This is a genomic window from Bacillus sp. GB_SG_008 (assembly GCF_052038115.1).
GTDB classification, from domain to species: domain Bacteria; phylum Bacillota; class Bacilli; order Bacillales; family Bacillaceae_G; genus Bacillus_A; species Bacillus_A rhizoplanae.
On the sequence record NZ_JBPZSK010000005.1, the window covers coordinates 335,669 to 356,864 of the forward strand.

Genomic DNA, 21,196 nt, shown 5'->3' on the forward strand with positions numbered 1-21,196 from the left:
AAAAAAGAAACTTATTTTACAAAAAATCCCAAAAAATAAGCGGTAAATATTTGAATTCTGATATACTACAAACGAATATCAGAAAAAACAGAAAATAATTAGTGTAGGGGAGGAACTGCCTTTTTATATAGCGGAACATTCTTTATTTTTAGTAAATAAAGATATAATATATACTGAAAATAAGGAGGTGGAAAAATGGAACTTATTATTACCGCAAAAGCAAAAATATTACCAACCCATGAACAAGCGTTGTTGCTACAAGACACTTTACATGCCAATCGAAAAGCATTAAATTATGCATCACAAATAGCTCATAAACACAATTTGTTATCTAAGTTTAAGTCGTTACAACAACTGGTATATACAGACTTACGAGAACAATTTGGCCTGAAATCTCAAATGGCTTGTAATGTGTGTACAGTTGTTGCAGGAAGTTATGCTACCGTAAAAGAACAAGGTGAAAACACACTTGTAGAATATAAACGTCCTAAACTGCAATACTCATATGGACGTGATTACTCTTTTACAAAAGATGGTTTAGTTAGCGTTGGTACATTACAAGGACGTATTAAAATTCCGTTCATCACAAAAGGGGTAGAGCACTATTTTGATGGTTCTTGGGAATTCGGCGCAGCTACACTTGTATATAAAAAAGGTAAATTCTTTTTGCATTTTGCAGTAAAGAAAATATTTGAAGCCACTTTCACCATTAAAAATATTGTTGGTGTTGATTTTGGTATGCGTTTTTTAGCTACAGCTATTGACAGTAACGATAATCACCTATTTAAAAGCGGAGCATCCATAAAGGAAACAAAAGCAAGATATGTCCGTTTACGAAAAGGATTGCAAGCCCGTGGTACAAAATCAGCAAAACGAAAACTCCAAAAAGTAAGTGGAAAAGAAAACCGTTTCATGACAAATATAAACCATGTATTGTCAAAGGCACTTATCCAATTTGCAGGAGAACACTCGTTAATTGCGATTGAAGACTTAACAGGGATCAATCTAACAACTACTGTTCGTAAATGTGACAGATACTATCGTCTATCATGGGCGTTTCACCAACTACGACAAATGCTTGAATATAAAGGGATTATGAACAATATAAAAGTAATTGCATTTGACCCTGCTTATACAAGCCAAAAATGTCCGAAGTGTGAAAATACAAACAAAAAGAATCGTAATCAGAAGGCACATACATTTTGTTGCACGACATGCCAATACCAATCAAATGACGATAGAATCGGAGCAATGAATCTAAGACAAATGGGAATTGAGTACCATCACCAAATGACATTAGAAGCATGACTTCTTATGTTGGGTAGCTGTCAGCCTACCTATAGTAACCTACGCTTGAGGTTAGAGGTCGCTAGACCGTTTGTATAACGTGTAGTAGAGTTGCAAGCCCCCCACTTCAAAATTCGTTAGAATGTAAGTGGGGGGTAGTTGACCGATGGTTATCTCGTATAAAGAGAGGCGATGAAATTATATCTATTTACGAGCAGGTACGTTATGGGCGGAAAATAAGTTCCAGCGAAGAAATACACCGATTGAAAAAATGGACAGAAGAAAACTGAAAACAAAAACATCCTAAACTACTCTGTAAAATAAAGAATGATTAATAGTTTTCTTTCCTTACTAAAAGTAAAGAACTTATATAATGTTACACATTATATAAGTATTGGTACATCACTTAATGAAAGTGGTGTGCTTTTTTAATTTTACAGACCTCTGCATGACCTCATTTACAACAACAACACATCCTCATGAAAAGCGCATTTACAGCAACAATTACTTTAGTTATAATAAGAATATATATTTTTGAATTTTCAGTCTAATATGAGGGTTTAGATGAAAGTATATACAGTGAAAGAGATGGCGACCGCTTTAGGGAAACATGTTAGAGTGTTATTTCCCTATTTCGCGGGATGTGCAAAAACACCCTATTTGAAAATTTGGCTTTATGTGTAGCTTTAGAATAAGGATTGATCAAATTAATACTAATAACCTTGATAAACAAGCAAAAAGAAAGAGCGTGTTTTGAAAAAAGATTGATCAAAACACGCTCTTAATATATTTTATTGAATCATCCTTTTATAAAAAAGTTTGATTATTTTTGTTATCCTTGCTCAATTAAAGCGCCCAATTGTTGAAGATCAATTAATTCATTTTTTTTAAAACTTCTCCCCTATTAAATTTCAATAAGTATAGGAACAATCATTGGCTTTTTCTTAGTATGTGTATATACATATTGTCGTATTGATTTTTTTATTTGTTTTTTCATTACATTCCATTGGTTTCTATTTGCTTCTTGTAGCTCGTTAACAGTTTTTATAGTAAGGCGATTAACGTCTCTTCGGAGTTCTGAGAAATCTCTATCAACAAATCCACGAGAAAGGGTATCGGGTTCAGAAATCAGTTTTCCTTCCGCTTTGCTCATAGTTAAAACAATCATGAGCATCCCATCCTCCGAAAGTTGTTTGCGGTCTCGTAACACAATTTCCCCAATATTATCGACATCCCCCCCGTCTACGTAGGTATTCCCCACCGGTATTTTCCGGGTCTGACGGGCAATGGTATGTTCAATATCGACGACATCGCCATTATTGATGATAAACGTGTTTCCTTGCTCTACTCCAACAGATTCACCTAACAAACGGTGATGGTGTAGCATTCTAAATTCACCGTGAATGGGAATAAAATATTTTGGTTTCATTAATGTAAGCATTAGTTTTAAATCTTCTTGATAACCATGACCAGAAACATGCATTCCGGATGTACTTCCTGATCCATAAATCACTTTGGCTCCAAGTGCAAATAAGTTGTCTACGATACTCGTGATATTTCGTTCATTCCCGGGTATTGGACCTGCTGCAAAGATAACCGTATCTTCAGGTAAAATGTCGACACCACGAAAGTTTCCAGTGGACAGGCGAGCAAGAGCAGCCAATGGTTCTCCTTGACTCCCCGTGCATAAAATGGCCACCCTTTCAGGAGCCATTTCATTGATTTCATGTGGGTCAATTAACATTCCATCTGGAACTGTTAAATAACCACGTTCCATAGCAACCGCTATAACATTAACCATACTTCGTCCAAGCAACGCAAGTTTTCGATTTGTTTTTTGCGCTGCATTCACGACTTGCTGAACGCGACTAATATTTGAAGCAAAGGTAGAAAGAATAACTTTGCGTTCGGCTTTCATGAAAGCTGCTTCCACATGTTCACCTACCATTTGTTCCGATGGGGTCAAACCAGGACGCTCTGCATTGGTACTCTCAGATAATAGAAGCAAGACCCCTTCTTTGCCGATTGCAGCCATTTTATGAATATCCGAATTCTCATTATTCGCAGGGGTTAAATCGAACTTGAAGTCCCCCGTATGTACAATCTTACCCTCTGGTGTGTGAAAGACTATTCCCAAGCAATCAGGAATACTATGGGTCACTTTGAAAAAACTTACACTTATTTCTCCGATTGTCAAGTTTGAGTTTGAGTTGATTTCAATAAGTTCACTTTCTCCTAGAAGTTTATGTTCTTTTAATTTGATTTCAATTAATCCTAGTGTGAAGCGTGTGGCATAAACGGGTACATTCAATTTTTTTAAGAAGAACGGGATCCCCCCGATATGATCTTCATGTCCATGTGTGACAATTAAAGCCCTGACTTTATCTTTATTTTCTACTAAGTAAGCTATATCAGGGATAATCAAATCAATTCCTAATAAACTTTCATCTGGAAACTTATTGCCACAGTCGATAATCACGATATCGTTTGAATATTCGATTGCATACATATTTTTCCCGATTTCATTCAAGCCGCCTAAGGCGAAGATAGATAATGCATTTTCTATTGTACTCAAATTTATATCCTCCCAATTTAAATATAATCTTAGTATGCCCTTTGGGTTTCCTTTTATCAGTGGGTTGAATGCTCGAGCTTCCTACAAAAAAGGGAACTCTAGACTGTTTTTTCCTAAAAATAATGACTACAACATTGATGTCTTAGTTTCCCACATCGTTATTGAAGTCTTTCCTCCCATGGAGACAGCTGCTATTGAAATCACTCATGGTTTTCAATTCTTAATAAAGACACAATTCTTTTAAGGTGGTAACACAATGAATACCTATTATGCAGCTATATTTACTTCTCAAAGAACAGAGCACAATTCAGAAAGATATGAAAGTATGTCAGACAACTTGGTAGAACTAGTAAAAACACAACCTGGATTTATTAGGATTGAGAGCGTAAGAGATACGAAGAGTATAGTATTACAATTTCTTATTGGGAATCCTTAGAAGTAATTCAAAATGGAAAGCTAATACGACTCATCAAGTAGCACAACAAAATGGAAAAGAAACGTGGTACAGCCAATATAACGTGCAGATTTGTAAGGTGGTAAGAGATTATTCTTTTAAAGGAATTGATTGAGTTAGTAAATTCGTCTAAAGGAGCTTGTAATTAAGCGACCTTTTTCGCTCTAACGGCGCGTTTGTTCAACCAGAGGAATAGAAAAATAATCAAACTTTATTCTAATCCAACAGGTATTCCATTAAAGGGCCATATTGTTGAATACCATATTTAATTGATCGTGAAGAATATGAAAAAATGTATTAAGCTAACGTGGCAAAAGAACAGGGAGGAGTTTTTGGTAATCATAGGGAATTTAGACTATTAAGTAGATAAGTTATATAGGGGTACTGCCGACAAAACGCGATTATACACTAAGACGTTTTTGGGAAGTTAAACCCCTGATTTTTCTACGCCAAGCAGAAGAATCATGTTTTTTTTATAACCGTGGGGGACGCAGTGTGACACCTTATAGGGTGATGTCTAATACCACCATACGTACATTCCGTAACTGGGCAAGAATGAACTAGGGATTATTTATATAATGTGAGAAAGGCTGTGAAGTTGTTTGAGGGGTTATAAAGCAATGATATTTGATTTAGATGATACCTTACTTGATAGGGATAAGGCAGTAGATAAATTGTTTTCAATTATTTTAGAGAAGTGTTATGGGGATGTTAAACAACATTCAGTAAAAAACGAAATGTTGCAGAAATTCAAGGAATATGATAAAAGAAGCTATGGCTACAGTGATAAAGTAAAAGTTTTGGAATCATTTTTTGATGAATTTCCACCAAAATATAGATTGCCACGCAATTACATTCAAGATTTTTGGAATAATAATTTTCCTCATTGTTTTTCTATAAACCAAAATACTATAAATATCATAAATACTATAAAGATGCATGTTAAAGTTGCAATTATAACAAATGGCTCAACTCAGAGACAAAAGGCTAAAATAATTAACACCAATTTAAATAGTTGCTTTGATATAATAATTATTTCTGAAGAAGTGGGATTTAGTAAACCTGACAAACGTATATTTGAATTAGCATTGAATAAGCTTAATGTTCAACCGGAAGCAGCATTATTCGTTGGAGATGACATAGAAAAGGATATTGGTGGTTGTCAAAATGCAAATATAAAGGGCATATGGTTCAATCCTTATATGATCAAGAATGATACCGAAATAAAACCATATGCCGAGATCAATTCTTTTGATAGATTATTAAGTTATTTTACATATTCAGCATTTTCGTTATTCCGTTAACGGGCGCTATTCCTTTATAGAGAAAGCGTCTTTTTCTTGTATTTCAAGTGTTCTCATGGTTAAGTAATTTTTTTGTTTTATACGATAGTTGAATAACTAGCGTATAAAAGAGACTCTCCTTGAACATAATAGAATCTAGATTAATTGATTTATAGAATGGGAGCGTGAAGAATAATGTTATTATCTGAGGCCTGGGGACAGTATCAATTAGATAAAAAAATTGAGGGATATTCACCTCTGACTTTAAAAACATATTGTTTTCAATATAATCTCTTATTACGTTATTTCGGTGACATTAACATGAGTGAATTTACTACAGAAAAAGTAAAGGGTTACTTAATTGAAGCAGGAGAACACTTAAAGCCATCTAGCTTAGGACACCGAGTTCGTTGCATCAAATCACTTTTTAGATGGACACATGATGAAGGCTTTATTCTTAAAAACCCTGCTGCTAAATTAAAAGAACCGAAGTTAGGCAAAAGAATCCCAAAATTCCTTTCGGAACTAGAGATTGAACACCTTAGGGAAGCATGTCATAACTCAATGGAGAATGTATTATTTGAATTTTTGTATTCTATTGGCTGCCGTATTGGGGAAGTCGTAAAACTGAGTCGTGACGATATTAACTTCTCAACGAATTCTGTCATTGTACATGGGAAAGGTGATGAAGAAAGGGAAGTATACTTTAATACTCGTTGTATCATTTGGTTAAAAAGGTATCTAGATGAAAGAGATGATGGGGAGCCTTGTTTGTTTATTACGGAAAGAAGGCCAAAAAGACGTATGAGTATTGATAACCTAAGATTTATTATCAAACGTATATCGAATCGTGCCGGGATTAAAAAAAGTATTCATCCTCATCAATTATGTCATAGCTATGCTACACATATGATTAACAACGGTGCGCCACTTGAAGTAATACAAAGCTTACTTGGTCATGAGAAGAGTGAAACCACGAGAATATATGCTCAGCTGAGCGGAAAGTTGAGACGCGATTTTTATAGTAAATATTTTTGAAAGCTACTGAAATTAATCTTTAATCAAAATCGAGGCGTGCATATAAAAAGACGTATCTTTTTGAATTGGGCCAGTTTGTGGAATAAGATTAGCAGGGTAGTTAAAAAGCAGGAAGTTTACTTAAAAATATAGAATCTCGATAGAGTTATAAGAATTTTTTTGAAACTTTAACTATTTAGGGGGAGATTACTTTGAAACGAATTGACTTGCTTTTAAACGTACTAGATTCAACATTCGATAAAGAGAGTTGGTATGCTCCGTTTAAACATGCTATAGAAGGACTTACAGCCGAGCAGGCCATCTGGAAACCATCTGGAGAGGCGACTAATACCATTTGGGAGAACGTTAATCATCTCATTTATTACAAAGAGAGACTTGCTGCAAACTTGGAAGGCCGTGAATGGACACATAATCTCGACGGTGATGAAACCTTTTATCTTACCAATCAATCTAATGATGACAAGGAATGGAAGAAAGTCGTTGAACGTTCTGAAAATGCTCAACGTAATTTAAGACAGGTATTGAGTGCAATTTCCGAAAAAGAGCTTGAGCAAAATTCACTTGAGGAGAAATTACAGGACATCATGCTTCATGATGCTTATCATACAGGCCAAATTATTCAATTAAGGAAAATGCAGGGGGCATGGCCATCAAATCGTTGACTGAACGTTCTAGTTATTCCATTAAAGGGCGCTTTAATTGAGCAAGGATCACAAAAATTATCAAACTTTTTTATAAAAGGATGATTCAATTGAATATAGAAAAAGCGTGTTTTGATCAATCTTTTTTTCAAAACACGCTCTTTTCTATGATCGTTTATCAAAGTTATTAGTATTAATTTGATTAAACTTTATTTTAAAGCAACAACAAGTCGACAGCCAATACAAATGTTGTGGTAAATGAGGTCATTTGTGGTACAAAAAAGGATAGAACATACAGAATTATTCTGCCTGTCACTATCCTCTTCTTTTATTCTTATATAATGTGTAACATTATATGTCTATTCTTGTTAAAACAAAGATTAATTCAAATTTCTTGAATCTAAATAAACTTAAAAAGTTTAGGATGTTTTTTTACGTGCAAGATCATGAGAAGTATTTACATTAGAATTATCCTTCGTTCGTAATAAACTAATTCCATAGCCTAGTAAAGCTCCGATGAGTGCTGGAACGATCCATCCTAATCCAGCATCATATAAAGGTAAGTGAGAGAATAAAGAATTTATCGAATCAACTTTCAGATTTGCTGCATTCAGTCCATCAAAGATACTTACAATAAAAGTGAATAATAAACTTACTTGATATACTTCTGATCTCCCTTTAAACAATCGGTGTAGAAACGTTAATACAATTAGCATAATCGCTAAAGGATATATTGCTGTTAATACAGGTACAGATACGGTAATCAGCTCTGTTAAGCCAAGATTAGCAATAAGAGCACTGAAAGTAGCTAAAATAACAGCAAATGTTTTGTATGATATTTGTGGAAATACTTTATGGAAGTAAGATGAACATGCTGTAGTAAGTCCAACACTCGTCGTTAAACAAGCTATAGTGATCATCAATCCTAATAATAAATTTCCTAAAGAACCGAAGTAGTAATTTGCTACTTTTGATAAAACTTCTCCGCCGTTTTCTAAATGTCCTAATTTAGAAACACTAGAAGCACCCATGTATGCAAGTGAAGTGTAAACAGCAATTAATACGACAGCGGCAATGATGGCTGCTTTTATACATACACTTATAATCTCTTTTTTGTCACTTACACCTTTCTCTTTGATGGAATTAATAATGATAATACCAAATACGAAAGCTGCGAGAGTGTCCATTGTTAAATAGCCTTGCTGAAAGCCTTTGAAGAAAGAATTTGTAACAAATTCTTGTGTTGGTGCTTGAATGTCACCGATTGGCTTTATGACAGCGGTAACAACTAAAATACCGATAAATGTCAATTTAATTGGAGTTAAAAACTTCCCGACAACATCAACAATCTTTGTAGGATTTAAAGAGAGTACACAAGTAATCCCGAAAAACAGAATAGTGAAAATAATTAAAGGTAAATGACCACTATTTTCTCCTACAAATGGTTTTATACCTATTTCAAAAGATACGCTTCCTGCTCTAGGTAAAGCAAAAAGAGGACCAATTGCTAAATAAAGAATAAATGTGTATACACTCGCAAACAATGGGTGTACACGACTTGCCATTGCTTGTAAGTCGTCACTACCTGAAACACCAAGTGCTAATACACCAAGTAGTGGTACGCCAACTCCTGTAATTAAAAATCCTGCGGTTGCAATCCATACGTTACTTCCGGCTGTTTGTCCTAACATAGCAGGGAAAATTAAATTACCTGCTCCGAAGAAGAGAGCAAAAAGCATAAGCCCAATCACAAAAATATGTGAAGTTTGCACTTTTTTTGTCACAAAAAAACCTCCAAATTTAAATATTTTGAATTTTTTACACAAAGATACAATACAAAGTCATTTTTTGTCGAATCATTAACGATGATAACAAAAATAAATTATTATGCAAGACAAAAATGAATTTTTAGTAAATTTATTTTGTCCGTTATTTTTATTATATAGAAAATTTAATTAATTACAATTGTTAAGCGCTTTCTTTCGGTGGTGTATCATACGATATTTTATGGATGTTATTATTTTTATATAACAAACAAAATAATAAATTAAATATTCAATAAAATCAAGAGTATATTATTCAGAAAATATAGAATAAAAGGTAAATTTTGTGATAGTATGGATAGAAATAAGCGTTTGGAGAGGTATTTTGTTACTCAAATGTCAAATTGTTAAATAGTGGGGGTTTAATTTTACATATTGTTCATGATATTTTGGATTAATTTGTATTCAATGAAATGAGAAAGGGAGAAATAGAATGAAGCATTATGTTTGTACAACGTGTGGTGTACAATATCCACTTTATAAAGAACCGCCTGTAAACTGTGTGATTTGTAATGAGGAACGTCAATATGTAAACCCTTTGGGGCAATCATGGACAACTTTAGAGAGCATACAGAAAAGTAAATCATTTAAGAATGAGATTGTAAAAGAAGTAGAAAATTTATATAGCATAACAACAAATCCAAAGTTTGCAATTGGTCAAAATGCTTATTTAGTTCAAGCTAATAAGTATAATGTGTTATGGGATTGCATTACGTATATTGATGAAGAGACTGTAGCAAGAATAAATGAGTTAGGGGGAATTCATGCGATTGCTTTATCGCATCCACATTATTATTCTACACAGGTAGAATGGGCGGAACGCTTTGATGTTCCTATATACATTCATGAAGATGATAAAGAATGGGTGATGCGCCCAAGTAATCGTATTATATTCTGGTCTGGAGAATCTTTAAAACTTTCCGAAGGTATTACATTGTATCGTTTAGGTGGGCATTTTAATGGTGGTGCTGTTTTACATTGGGAAACTGGAGATGAAGGAAGAGGAATTTTATTAACTGGAGATATCATTCAAGTTGTTGCTGATTCAAGATGGGTAAGTTTTATGTATAGTTATCCGAATCTCATTCCATTGCCAGCAGGTAAGGTGAAAGAGATGGCTGAAAGAGTAAAAAAATTAAAGTTTAATCGTTTACATAATGCATTTCACGGAATCGTGAAGGGAAAAGCAAATGAAGCTGTCCAAAAATCAGCGAAAAGGTATATTGACGCACTTGAAGGGAAATTAATACATAAATAAAAAGACTCTTAATCTATCTTCCAAATGATAAGCTTTTTAGAGAGTATGGATATAAATATTTAGCAGAAGTGATTATTGAAAAGATAAAAGAAATCAAGTGTTAAAAAACAAAAGTAAAGCGCAAAATCTTATAGATTTTGCGCTTTTAATATGTGAAAAAGAATCTTTATCTTTTTGGTCTCCGTACTAATTCGCCTCCACAATTTGGACAGATATGATTAGTATTCTCTGTACAAGGTAGGCAAAAAGTACATTCATACACACAAATGTATGCTTCTGAATCTCCTTGCAGAGAAGTATTACAAGTTTGACAGTTTGTTTTCATTTCTAGTGCCATGGGATGCCTCCTTACATAGTAAAATAACTTTTATAATCATATCTCTAATTAGAAGATGTCTCTCTTTTATCGATTGTAACGATAAGAACACTCACTACAATGAGTAAAGCTCCAATGAAAAATGTAGTTTTTAGCTGTTCGTGCAGTAGTAACCATCCGAGAAACGCTCCAACAATAGGTTGGAAAAAGAAAAAGAGTGAGCCAATTCCCGCATCCATTAATTCCATACCTTTGTTCCAAAGAAAAAATGCACCAGCAGTTGAAATGATGCCAAGGTATAAAATCCCTAAAACTATAAATGTGTTAAGACTTTGTATGCTGTTAGATTGTAATTCCCATATCATGCAAGGTGTAATAAACAAAATCGCAAAAAATATCGCATACGTTGTAATGATTAAGGAAGAAAAACGTTGCGAGGCGATTTTGACGTAAATAGATAATAATGCCCACGTAATAGCAGCCCCGACTAAGATGATTGTTCCGGTGAAATACGTTCCAATTTTTATATCCCATCCGATGATAATGATAACACCTAAAGTTGCTAAGAGTACGGAAATGAATTTGCGAATGGTAATAGGCTCTTTTACTATTATTCTTGCAAAAATGATCATAAAGGCTGGTGTTGCGGATGTTACTAAAGAACCTGTATGTGCATCAGACAATTTTGTCCCAATAAACTGAAATGTAATGGAGACAAAATAACCGATAAAACCGATCCAGGCAAATAATAACCAATCTTTTTTCTCGATTGGAATTTTTGTTTTCTGTTTTTGCTGTGTTATTTGTAAAATCATAAATAAAATCGCAAAAGCAATAACGAAACGTAACCAAACAAGCGTGAGCGGGGGAACAAAGTCTAGTACATATTTACTGACAACATACATACCTCCCCAAATGCTTGCAGCAAGCGATAAACAAAATGCACCAAATAATGAATGTCTCATATCATATGACCTCCGTCTATTTTTAGGATTAGAGATAGTTATCCTTAAGACGAAGCATTTTAATCTAGAAGAATTATTATGCCCGTCTTAGAGACGGATTACTGGCTGATCATTTTCGAATAAGTTGTTGTAAAACATCGCTATTCTCCTTTCTTTATACGGTAAACATGTCAATGCTCATTATTGCTATTCGGCTTTTTATCCCGCATTACGGGCAGTAAGATCCTCCATCTCAAGATTCAGAAAGAAACAAAGAAGATAGGTGGGAGAAAACTGCCAATTAGCACCGGATAAATCTTGATAATAAGATTATAACTTAATTTTCAAAAAAATAATCGTATAAAATGAGGATAGAGCTTTTGTTAATTGATATTCAAAATTACTATTTTCTATGTAGTATAAGAGGAAAAATAATCTATTTTACGGTAGATTAGTAGTTTATTTTTGTTCAGGATAAAATAAATCTTAATATTTTTATAAAGTGTTATTTTCAACCGTAACGTTTGACTGTACAGTTTATATATTGTATGATGTTTTTAACATATGTAGGGAGGGAAGGTCGTTGGGAAGGTGTACCGAATCGGACAGTTGGCTCACATGGCTCATGTTTCGAAACGAACGATTGATTATTATACGAATCTAGGTATTTTGAAAGCGGAGCGATCTCAATCTAATTATCGCTACTATGACGAAGCAGCAATTGAAACTTTACGTTTTATTGAGAGATGTAAAGAAATGCATATACCGCTTTCTGAAATTAAGGATAGGATCGAGGAGAAAAAAAAGCTGCTCGGTGTTAATGAAAACGTTTCGGAACAAGTAAATGATGTAACAGAGCGTATCCACCGTTTGGAGACGGAATTAATAGAATTAAAACCGTTATTAGATGGATTAACAGATTCACAGCGCGAAAAACTAACGAAACATTTATCAACTCAAACGACAGCTTTAATACAATCTCTTATCTTACTTTTATAGTAGGTAGAGCTATCCACCCTTTTAATTTCTGTATAGCGCTTTATTTTCTAAATTTAGAGAGTAAACAAAGCAATTATTCATACAGGAGGTGGACACCTTAGTTTTTGAACTAAGGGGGATTCTTTGGAAATATTTAATTTAGTTATGATTGCGATTTTAATCGCGTTTACTGGATTTTTCGTGGCAGCAGAGTTTGCTATGGTTAAGGTGCGTTCAAGCCGTATTGACCAACTTGTTGCGGAAGGAAAACGGGGTGCATTAGCAGCCAAAAAGGTAACAACAAATTTAGATGAGTATTTATCGGCGTGTCAGTTAGGAATTACCATTACAGCTCTTGCGCTCGGATCGCTTGGAGAGCCTACGGTTCATCGTTTATTGCAGCCGTTATTTCAAGATCTACATTTCCCAGAAACGGTTGCGAATTCAGTATCGTACATTCTTGCGTTTGCAACAGTTACCTTTTTACATGTTGTAGTTGGTGAGCTAGCACCGAAAACAGTAGCAATTCAAAAAGCAGAGACAATTACAATGTTGTTTGCAGCACCACTTATTATATTTTACAAAATCATGTTCCCGTTTATCTGGATGTTAAATAAATCAGCGCGTCTTGTAACTGGTTTATTTGGATTAAAACCAGCATCTGAGCATGAAGTAGCACACTCGGAAGAAGAATTACGTTTAATACTTTCAGAGAGCTATGAAAACGGTGAAATTAACCAGGCGGAGTATAAGTATGTAAACAATATTTTTGAATTTGATAATCGTCTTGCGAAAGAGATTATGGTGCCGCGTACAGAAATCGTTGGTTTCTATCTTGAAGATTCAGTAGAAGATCATATGGAAATTATCCGAAGTGAAAAGTATACACGTTACCCAATCTTTGGAGAAGATAAAGATGATATTATCGGTATGGTGAATGTAAAAGATTTCTTTATTCGTTATATGAAAAATGATAAAGAAGATCTTTCATCTATCCGAACGTTTATGCGTCCTATTATTGAAGTAATGGAGACAATCCCAATTCATGATTTACTTCTGCAAATGCAGAAAAAGCGAATTCCAATGGCTGTTTTGTATGATGAATACGGCGGTACAGCGGGAATTGTGACGCTTGAAGATATATTAGAAGAAATTGTTGGTGAAATTCGTGATGAATATGATGAAGATGAGCATCCTCCGATTCATCATGTTGATGAGAACCATAAAATTGTCGACGGAAAAGTATTAATTAGTGAGATTCAAGATTTATTTGGATTACACATTGACGAAGTAGAAGTTGATACAATTGGCGGTTGGGTGATGACGCAAAATCACGAAATTCAAGAAGGACAATTTGTTACAGCAGAAGGATATGAATTTAAAGTTCTAGAAAAAGACGCGCATCAAATTAAGCGTATTGAAATTCGTAAAATAGATTTACAACAAGAAGAAGCAGCAACTGTATAGTTGCTGCTTTTTTATGTGTCTCAAAGTTTGAGAGATCAATTGATTTTTGTTTAAATAATTTAATATTCTTAATTATTTGGATGTGTGATAAAATGAAAATTACATCTTTTGAAGTTAGAGGAGGATGGATATGAATAAACAACAAATCATTGATGCGTACGATATACTTGCCGGCCATTATGAACAAAGTGTCGATTATGACAGTCCGTATAATACAGATTATGAACGACCAGCTATGATGAATCAGTTTCCTGATAATATGAGAGGAATGAGGGTACTTGATGCTGGCTGTGCGGCAGGGTGGTATACAGAACAGTTTCTTAATCGGGGAGCAGATGTAACCGCGATTGATGTAAGTTCAGAGATGGTTGCTGCTACGAAGCGAAGAGTAGGAGAGAAAGCTGAGGTTTATCGATTAGACTTTGAAAATACGTTACCTTTTGCAGATTGTACATATGATAGCATTGTTAGCTCTTTAGCTCTTCACTATATTGCAGATTGGGAACGAACATTTGCTGAATTTGTGAGAATATTAAAGCCAAATGGAACATTTTTGTTCTCCGTTCATCATCCGGCAATGGATATTCACCTGTCAGAGAAAAAAGAATATTTTAAGCGCGAATTGCTTCATGATAAATGGAAGAAAAGCGGTAAATATGTTGATATGTATTTTTATCGCCGGCCACTACAAGACATTATAAATGAAACGCTTCGTCATTTTGAAATTGAAAAAATTGTAGAGCCTATTCCGACGGAAGAATTGAAAACAAATTATCCATCATCTTATGAAAAGTTAATGAAACAACCGAGTTTTTTAATTATAAAGGCAAAGAAAAAGGAATTCTGAGAATGTAAGAATCTGGAAAAAACTATTGTCTTGTAAGCTTTCTTCAAGTTAAATCTTAGGTCATGTAGCCATAGAATAATAGTCTTACAACGAAGCATGGTATAGCGGATATTAATTGTTATATAAAGTCACAGTAATCTATTATTTGTAAGTATTTTCAGGGGGGAATTATGTATACATATATTTACATGGTTAGACATGGTGAATCACCTAAAATAGAAGAGGACGAAAGAACGCGTGGATTAACTGAGAAGGGGAGGCTTGATACGTATAGAGTAACTGAATTATTGAAAGATGAAGGAGTAGACACGTTTATTTCAAGTCCATATAGCCGAGCTGTGTTGACGATAGAGAATTTAGCTCATTTTTATGGTAAAGAAATATTAATATACGAAAACCTTAGAGAATGTATGTTTTCAAGTGAAGATAAGATAATATCAGATAAGGAATTGTATCCACTCGTAAAGAAGATGTTTTCCAATCCAGATTTTTCATTACTCGGAGGAGAATCAAATGCAGATTGTCAGAGCCGATCTGTGGCAGTATTGAAAGATATATTAAAGAATTTTAAAGGTCATAAAATTGTAATTGGTACTCATGGACTTGTCATGACTTTAATGATGGGATATTTTGATAGTCAATATGGATTTGAATTTTTAATGCAGACATCAAAACCGGATGTATACAAGATGGAATTTAATGACGAACAATTAATTGATATAAAGAGATTGTGGACAGAATGATTTTGAATATTACTCGAGGAAGGCTGAAACTTTATATAACAGCAATATCATGTTGTCAGGTGTGTTAGTTCAACACCACAACACAACTGCAGCAGTCCTTGCAATACATGTGAATGGCAGGTGAACACAAATACACCAGTGCCAGAGATGATGCATGTTTTTTATGCCTTTTGAGAGATTTTATGATTTCAAGAACTGATTATTAGATTGAATCCTAAATCTAGGATTCTTTTTCTTTGTTATTTTTGAAGTTTTTGAACTAAAATAGAAAGAAAATTAATAAAATTCATCGCTTTCTTACGACTCTGTATGTTATTATGACAACAGACTTTTAGGAAGAGGTGGATACATATGTTACAAGCGTTACTTATTTTCTTACTGCAAATTATTTATGTGCCAATTTTGACAATCCGTACAATTCTGCTTGTAAAGAATCAAACAAAGTCCGCTGCTGGTGTTGGGTTGTTAGAAGGAGTCATCTATATTGTTAGTTTAGGAATTGTATTTCAAGACTTATCAAATATGATGAATATTGTAGCTTATGTCATCGGGTTTAGTGCTGGGTTGTTGCTCGGTGGTTATATTGAAAATAAATTAGCTATTGGATATATTACGTATAATGTTAGTTTACTAGAGCGTTGCGAAGAACTTGTGACCGCACTAAGACATGCAGGATTTGGTGTGACAGTCTTCATCGGAGAAGGAATTAATTCTGAGCGCTATCGTTTAGATATTGTAGCAAAGCGTTCGCGTGAAAAAGAGTTGGTAGAGATTATTAACGAAATCGCACCGAAAGCATTTATGGCTTCATACGAAATTCGCTCTTTCAAAGGTGGATATTTAACAAAAGCGATGAAAAAACGTGCGTTAATGAAGAAAAAAGATGATCAGGCATCATAAGAGAAAAGGCGAGGTTGAGGATAGCTTCGCCTTTTTTATATACTATTTTTTTGGCTAGTTCATCATTAGTAGTTTAAGGCTTTGTTTCGATGATTTGTTTTTGGTTTGACTTTTGGATATATAAAATTCATCCAAAGAACGATAAATAAATTATCTGTTTGGAATCGCCATAAACCCTCGTTATTGCTCAAAAAAACCTAAGCTTTAGAAAATTGAGGTTCTAACTTCCAGAAAATATATTAGTGCGCAATATAGGCGTTTTGCCGACAGGTTCCCTAAGATAATTAATTGTTATACATATATTGAAAGAGTAAGTTAGATGTACACAGCTTTTTATGAAAAATATAAAACAAGTGAATTATAATCTCTCAAACTTTATTAAATAATATATAATTGTAAACAGAGCACTCACCATTGTTTTGACAGCAAAACAGTCAAATAAGAAGGAGTGGCAAGCTTGAAAAGGAAAAAGATTTTGTATTGGTTTCTATCTATTGTATTGGTGACTTTTCTAGGGCATACGGTGTATGCTGCAGAACAACAAGAAACACTTAAAGTTCAAGAATCAAACGCTCTAAAGGGACAATTCCATCTTGATAATGTAGTGAAAATTTATGTGCCATCCACCTATAATGTAGATCAACCTATTGATAATACTCCCTATGTTAATAAGTCTCTAGAGACATTCTCTAAAATGTTTGGAGGAGCTACTGCTATTGAAGGAACAGGGGCCTGGGTAGGAGATAACAATCAGCTCATTAAAGAAAAAGTCACCATCGTGTATAGTTTTGCCGAAAACTTAAATAAGAAGACGATTAATGAAGTGGTAGCATATGCGAAATCCCTAAAAGAAGAGATGAAGCAATCATCAGTGTCTCTTGAAGTAAACGGGAAGATGTATTTCATTGAATAATGGTTAGAAAAAGGCTTGGAGATCTTATGTCTCCAAGCCTCTTTGTTATTTAAGAATCATAGCGCAGGCTACATAATCAGTGATATTCATGGTAAACAAAGAGGCTAAGCCCTTATTCATTAAGAATTAAGCCTTTTCTCTTTTGAAAGCTTTATACAAGAATGTATACATATTTGGTTTAGTAAGTATGATTTCTCCGAATTGTCCTTATTTCTCGTATAAAAATCGCATATCTGCTATTTAGTCTAATGCTTTATTTTCGTGCAATCATTATCTATTCATGACATATAATGGTGAATCTAAATCTTTATTTCATGAGATAAGAAATGAATATGTAAAACACTTGGAATGAAGAATTTTTACCAAAATTAGTTTGACAATGGAAATAAATTAATTATAGGTTCTTCATAAGGATGGACGCTTTTGATAATGTTTAGTACTTCTTCAAGGTTTTGATATAAACATCTAAACTCCATTTTATATTCAGTCCCAAAGCATATTTCTCCTATAGTATCATTAAAAGGTTTTGATTCTTCCAATGGTCTCCAAGATCCTTTAACTAGTGAATAAGAAATAACATGATCATATTTGCCTACTGTTAAAACCCCAATATCGTTCAGTTTACTTCTTAATGTCTCTATGTATTCTTCTGGTAATAATACCTCAACTTTTACAAATTTAAATTCATTTTCTAGCTCCTTAAAACAGGTTTTAATTTAATTAACTCGTCATATTAGATAAAACGTTTTTGGTGATTAAGCTTTGATGACGAACGAAAAGCTACGAAATACCACATAACATTAACGATTAATGTAGCTATGCAAAGTCCTAGTAAAATAGGAAATCCACCCATCGTTAAAGCGACTATGAGTATTGCGGAGTTTATAAGCAGTCCTAATCCACAAAAGACTGCCATAACGAATTTCATTACATTCAATCCTACTATATATAGAATTAAAGGGAGGAGATAGGTGGCAAGAGCCATGCCTATCGCTGTCCACATACCCATCGTGCCCAATTTATTAGCACTAGGTCCGGAATTAGCGAGTGGGGAAAGTGAAGCTGTAACCAATAAAGAGCAGAAGAGCAATGCGGAAACTAAAGTCATGAAAATAATACGAGATTTGTTTGTTTCTTTTGTCATAATATGTTTCATTCCTTTCAAAATCGTTCGTAAAATTAAGAGGGTTATAGAATAGTATCCTAAAGTTGAGAACGTCAGCAGTTGTGAATAGCTCCTCCATTATTCATTTAGAGTAAGTATTCTATTTTTATATTATAACAAATATATGAAAAAAAGGTTATTTTTGGATTGATAGTAGATTAATTTAAAACGTGTGAAGATGAAAACAGAGTATGTAAGAACATTACATACTCTGTTTTATATTCAATGGATCTTCATTCCTTTTAACATTTGGTTTCAAAAAATGAAGGAGTGAAAATCCAACCACGCCTAACAGACCAAAAATAATCCAAGGAAAACTCATATCTTTCCAATATTTCGTAAAGAAAGTCCCTGTATAGTTTCCAATAGTAAATCCTAGGGCAAGCGATAGTTGAAAGAAACCAAAATAGGTTGCTGTGTATTGTTCGTTACTAAAGTTTGCCACAGCAATATCCGTATTAGGTAGTACGAGTGTTTCTCCGATAGTAAATAAAATGACACACACCAATAGCCAATATGGATGAAAAGAGATTGGAATGAGAAGGAAAGAAAGTCCCATTAGTAATACACCATACTTTACAAGAGAAAGTGCATGATATTTTTTGAAGAGATATTTAAATGCAATCATAAATAAAAAACCTGTAATGGCGTTTATTGTAATGACGAGTCCTACTAAGTCTTGGTCGCGGCTTATATTATTCATATGAAGTGGTAATGCAACCGTAAGTTGTGTAAACATCGTATAAAAAAACACCATGATGAGTGAAAAAGATAAAAAGAGCTTGTTTTGCACAGCCACTTTTATTCCCGTTAACAGTTGTGTTTCGTGTACAGTAACATGAAAGTGAGATCTAAGAAGAAAGAAAAGGAATGCTAGAACGAACATGAGTGATCCTGTAAATAAGAATGGATATAGTGGATCCCAATGAAGCAATACACTACCTGCAATTGGCCCGATGATTGCTCCTCCATTAAGGAAGAGATTTAAGTATGTAAATGTATCCTTTCTTATATGAGCAGGTTGAGAACCAAAAATAGCACGTGCAGATGGTTCATAGAAAGCAGTTCCAAATCCAATGAATATTGTTGCAAGCATAATAGTATAAAATCCAGAAAATATCCCTAGAGAAAGAAAGCCAATACCTCGTAAAATGGTTCCGGTTATCATCATGATGATATAACCAACCCGATCTGCAAGTATTCCTGTAAATAACGGAAATATTCGAGAGGTAATTGTAAGCGCTGTTAAAATTGTGCCAACTTGCATAGCAGAAAAATGTAAAGAATTAGATAAATAGATAGCTAGAAAAGCCATTACTGCAAAATGACCAAGCGTCATAAAAAAAGTAGAAAATAATACAAAACGAATAGGTAATGAAAAAGATTTCAAAATGTCCACCTCTTTTTGTTAACCTTCTATTTATTTTAATGGTTAACATTTTTATGTTATGATTATACTGAAAATAAGAAAAAAAGTAAACGATGGAAAGTTGGTGGTGATTTTGAGTAGCAACCAAACTGCACCAGAGATGTTAGAAAGTATAAGAGCGTTTTTAAATACATGGAGAATCCCAAATGAAACAAGAAAACCGGTTGATTTTTTTGAAACAGAAGAAAATGTATATTTGTTTATGAATGAACAATGGAATGAAGAGTTACCTTTTGGTTCGGTGGAGGAAGTAAAAAGTTTCCGCGGCACTATTCGAGAGGCGGTTGAACAGCAGAAGTCGTTAAAGCCGTTGTTCGAGAAATATCCATTACAAGTAATGACTGTGGATGGAGAAGATGGGATTACATATCAAGCAATTGGTGAGGAAAATTTATATACATTTATGTTACGGATTATTGCCTCTGCGATTGTAAATAAACAGTGGGGAAGATTGAAAGCTTGTCCGGATTGTAAGTGGGTATTTTACGATCAATCTCGTAACGGTAGTAAACGTTGGTGCGGCATGTACGCTGAAGGAGAAGGGGGAAGAGCTTGCGGAACAATTGCAAAAGTGAAGAGACACCGTGCGAAGAGAAAAGCAAATTCAAGTTATATCAAATAGCCGAAGCTTGCAGTGCTGCAAAGTTTCGGCTATTCTCTTGCTTTCTAAGTTGAACAGTATGCTATGATTTTTTCAACTGTACAAGAACGAGTCCATCTGGTAATGTAATTTCTTTCGTTTCTATAAAATTATGTTTCTTATATAAAGCAATAGCAGGTGTATTTTTTTTACCAGTTTGTACAATATAAGGCGTTGTTTCTTCATGTAGTTGAAATAGATGTTGCAATAGTTCCGTTGCAATTCCTCTATGAAAATATGTAGGTGAAACAACGAGGCGATGAATATCAACAACATCATCCTCATATAGAAATGAAATAAACCCAGCTAAAGTATCATCAATAAAGTATCCATAAAAGATTTCATTACAATTTTGAATATCCAAAATAGTGTCATACAATCGAGGAATTGAATTGTTTTGAATATACTGTGCTTCAATTTTATATGCGGAAATTTGAACTTCTAAAATTTCCGCAGCTTCTTCAATAGAAGAAGGGGATAATTTTCGTATCAAGT

General features: G+C 34.0%; 20 protein-coding genes. 12 read left to right on the top strand and 8 right to left on the bottom strand.

Going from position 1 to position 21,196, the window contains the following annotated elements:
- Positions 1-195: 195 nt before the first annotated feature.
- Complete coding sequence (locus ACTDJC_RS15460; protein WP_440603940.1) at positions 196-1,308, top strand: RNA-guided endonuclease TnpB family protein; 1,113 nt, start codon at positions 196-198, stop codon at positions 1,306-1,308.
- 883 nt (positions 1,309-2,191) lie between these two features.
- Here the strand turns inward: ACTDJC_RS15460 and ACTDJC_RS15465 are convergent.
- On the bottom strand, positions 2,192-3,862 hold the full coding sequence (locus ACTDJC_RS15465; RefSeq protein WP_440603941.1) for a ribonuclease J: 1,671 nt from the start codon (positions 3,860-3,862) through the stop codon (positions 2,192-2,194).
- 1,074 nt (positions 3,863-4,936) lie between these two features.
- Between ACTDJC_RS15465 and ACTDJC_RS15470 the strand changes: the two genes are divergently transcribed.
- The 3 genes from ACTDJC_RS15470 to ACTDJC_RS15480 all read left to right on the top strand — a co-directional run bounded on the left by ACTDJC_RS15470 (position 4,937) and on the right by ACTDJC_RS15480 (position 7,299).
- Positions 4,937-5,620 carry an HAD family hydrolase gene (locus ACTDJC_RS15470; protein ID WP_090914663.1) on the top strand — a complete coding sequence of 228 codons (684 nt, stop codon included), beginning with the start codon at positions 4,937-4,939 and terminating at the stop codon, positions 5,618-5,620.
- A gap of 174 nt (positions 5,621-5,794) precedes the next feature.
- A complete protein-coding gene (locus ACTDJC_RS15475; protein ID WP_440603942.1) occupies positions 5,795-6,637 on the top strand; it encodes a tyrosine-type recombinase/integrase in 843 nt (280 codons plus the stop codon).
- A gap of 191 nt (positions 6,638-6,828) precedes the next feature.
- The gene (locus tag ACTDJC_RS15480) at positions 6,829-7,299 is read left to right on the top strand and encodes a DinB family protein (RefSeq protein ID WP_253629853.1); all 471 of its coding nucleotides are present in this window, start codon (positions 6,829-6,831) and stop codon (positions 7,297-7,299) included.
- 398 nt (positions 7,300-7,697) lie between these two features.
- Here ACTDJC_RS15480 and brnQ read toward each other — a convergent pair whose 3' ends face one another.
- Positions 7,698-9,062 (bottom strand): branched-chain amino acid transport system II carrier protein, encoded by a 1,365-nt coding sequence (brnQ, locus tag ACTDJC_RS15485; protein ID WP_440603943.1) that lies wholly within the window; start codon positions 9,060-9,062, stop codon positions 7,698-7,700.
- Positions 9,063-9,534: 472 nt separating this feature from the next.
- On the opposite strand from brnQ, the gene ACTDJC_RS15490 reads away from it, so the two are divergent.
- Positions 9,535-10,359: an MBL fold metallo-hydrolase gene (locus tag ACTDJC_RS15490; protein WP_098311213.1), complete on the top strand. Its 825-nt coding sequence runs from the start codon at positions 9,535-9,537 to the stop codon at positions 10,357-10,359.
- Between the two features lie 166 nt (positions 10,360-10,525).
- On the opposite strand, the gene ACTDJC_RS15495 is transcribed toward ACTDJC_RS15490, so the two are convergent.
- Positions 10,526-10,696, bottom strand: coding sequence for a DUF1272 domain-containing protein (locus tag ACTDJC_RS15495; RefSeq protein WP_253629852.1), 171 nt, complete (start codon positions 10,694-10,696; stop codon positions 10,526-10,528).
- A gap of 44 nt (positions 10,697-10,740) precedes the next feature.
- Positions 10,741-11,640: a DMT family transporter gene (locus tag ACTDJC_RS15500; RefSeq protein WP_440603944.1), complete on the bottom strand. Its 900-nt coding sequence runs from the start codon at positions 11,638-11,640 to the stop codon at positions 10,741-10,743.
- Between the two features lie 570 nt (positions 11,641-12,210).
- Here ACTDJC_RS15500 and ACTDJC_RS15505 point away from each other — a divergent pair.
- The 6 genes from ACTDJC_RS15505 to ACTDJC_RS15530 all read left to right on the top strand — a co-directional run bounded on the left by ACTDJC_RS15505 (position 12,211) and on the right by ACTDJC_RS15530 (position 17,467).
- Complete coding sequence (locus ACTDJC_RS15505; protein WP_098311208.1) at positions 12,211-12,618, top strand: MerR family transcriptional regulator; 408 nt, start codon at positions 12,211-12,213, stop codon at positions 12,616-12,618.
- 123 nt (positions 12,619-12,741) lie between these two features.
- The gene (locus ACTDJC_RS15510) at positions 12,742-14,064 is read left to right on the top strand and encodes a hemolysin family protein (protein ID WP_098311207.1); all 1,323 of its coding nucleotides are present in this window, start codon (positions 12,742-12,744) and stop codon (positions 14,062-14,064) included.
- Positions 14,065-14,194: 130 nt separating this feature from the next.
- On the top strand, positions 14,195-14,911 hold the full coding sequence (locus ACTDJC_RS15515) for a class I SAM-dependent methyltransferase (RefSeq protein ID WP_440603945.1): 717 nt from the start codon (positions 14,195-14,197) through the stop codon (positions 14,909-14,911).
- 170 nt (positions 14,912-15,081) lie between these two features.
- Positions 15,082-15,654, top strand: coding sequence for a histidine phosphatase family protein (locus tag ACTDJC_RS15520; protein WP_098311205.1), 573 nt, complete (start codon positions 15,082-15,084; stop codon positions 15,652-15,654).
- 351 nt (positions 15,655-16,005) lie between these two features.
- The gene (locus ACTDJC_RS15525) at positions 16,006-16,554 is read left to right on the top strand and encodes a DUF2179 domain-containing protein (protein WP_154711020.1); all 549 of its coding nucleotides are present in this window, start codon (positions 16,006-16,008) and stop codon (positions 16,552-16,554) included.
- Between the two features lie 448 nt (positions 16,555-17,002).
- The gene (locus ACTDJC_RS15530; protein WP_429719769.1) at positions 17,003-17,467 is read left to right on the top strand and encodes a DUF3574 domain-containing protein; all 465 of its coding nucleotides are present in this window, start codon (positions 17,003-17,005) and stop codon (positions 17,465-17,467) included.
- A gap of 368 nt (positions 17,468-17,835) precedes the next feature.
- Here the strand turns inward: ACTDJC_RS15530 and ACTDJC_RS15535 are convergent, their stop codons facing one another.
- The 3 genes from ACTDJC_RS15535 to ACTDJC_RS15545 form a co-directional block, all read right to left on the bottom strand.
- The gene (locus ACTDJC_RS15535) at positions 17,836-18,183 is read right to left on the bottom strand and encodes a cytochrome C biogenesis protein (RefSeq protein WP_440604013.1); all 348 of its coding nucleotides are present in this window, start codon (positions 18,181-18,183) and stop codon (positions 17,836-17,838) included.
- A 17-nt stretch (positions 18,184-18,200) separates the two neighbouring features.
- Positions 18,201-18,623 carry a DUF5391 family protein gene (locus ACTDJC_RS15540; RefSeq protein WP_440603946.1) on the bottom strand — a complete coding sequence of 141 codons (423 nt, stop codon included), beginning with the start codon at positions 18,621-18,623 and terminating at the stop codon, positions 18,201-18,203.
- 211 nt (positions 18,624-18,834) lie between these two features.
- Positions 18,835-20,022: an MDR family MFS transporter gene (locus tag ACTDJC_RS15545; RefSeq protein ID WP_098310812.1), complete on the bottom strand. Its 1,188-nt coding sequence runs from the start codon at positions 20,020-20,022 to the stop codon at positions 18,835-18,837.
- A 139-nt stretch (positions 20,023-20,161) separates the two neighbouring features.
- On the opposite strand from ACTDJC_RS15545, the gene ACTDJC_RS15550 reads away from it, so the two are divergent.
- Positions 20,162-20,683 carry a CGNR zinc finger domain-containing protein gene (locus tag ACTDJC_RS15550; protein ID WP_440604014.1) on the top strand — a complete coding sequence of 174 codons (522 nt, stop codon included), beginning with the start codon at positions 20,162-20,164 and terminating at the stop codon, positions 20,681-20,683.
- Between the two features lie 61 nt (positions 20,684-20,744).
- Here the strand turns inward: ACTDJC_RS15550 and ACTDJC_RS15555 are convergent, their stop codons facing one another.
- On the bottom strand, positions 20,745-21,194 hold the full coding sequence (locus ACTDJC_RS15555) for a GNAT family N-acetyltransferase (protein WP_098310810.1): 450 nt from the start codon (positions 21,192-21,194) through the stop codon (positions 20,745-20,747).
- Positions 21,195-21,196: the final 2 nt, after the last annotated feature.

Bases quoted from the DNA above. Each gene is read 5' to 3' on its own strand.
- ACTDJC_RS15460 (WP_440603940.1), top strand. From the start codon at position 196: ATGGAACTTATTATTACCGCAAAAGCAAAAATATTACCAACCCATGAA.
- ACTDJC_RS15470 (WP_090914663.1), top strand. From the start codon at position 4,937: ATGATATTTGATTTAGATGATACCTTACTTGATAGGGATAAGGCAGTA.
- ACTDJC_RS15475 (WP_440603942.1), top strand. From the start codon at position 5,795: ATGTTATTATCTGAGGCCTGGGGACAGTATCAATTAGATAAAAAAATT.
- ACTDJC_RS15490 (WP_098311213.1), top strand. From the start codon at position 9,535: ATGAAGCATTATGTTTGTACAACGTGTGGTGTACAATATCCACTTTAT.
- ACTDJC_RS15495 (WP_253629852.1), bottom strand. From the start codon at position 10,696: ATGGCACTAGAAATGAAAACAAACTGTCAAACTTGTAATACTTCTCTG.
- ACTDJC_RS15500 (WP_440603944.1), bottom strand. From the start codon at position 11,640: ATGAGACATTCATTATTTGGTGCATTTTGTTTATCGCTTGCTGCAAGC.
- ACTDJC_RS15515 (WP_440603945.1), top strand. From the start codon at position 14,195: ATGAATAAACAACAAATCATTGATGCGTACGATATACTTGCCGGCCAT.
- ACTDJC_RS15520 (WP_098311205.1), top strand. From the start codon at position 15,082: ATGTATACATATATTTACATGGTTAGACATGGTGAATCACCTAAAATA.
- ACTDJC_RS15525 (WP_154711020.1), top strand. From the start codon at position 16,006: ATGTTACAAGCGTTACTTATTTTCTTACTGCAAATTATTTATGTGCCA.
- ACTDJC_RS15540 (WP_440603946.1), bottom strand. From the start codon at position 18,623: ATGAAACATATTATGACAAAAGAAACAAACAAATCTCGTATTATTTTC.
- ACTDJC_RS15550 (WP_440604014.1), top strand. From the start codon at position 20,162: ATGTTAGAAAGTATAAGAGCGTTTTTAAATACATGGAGAATCCCAAAT.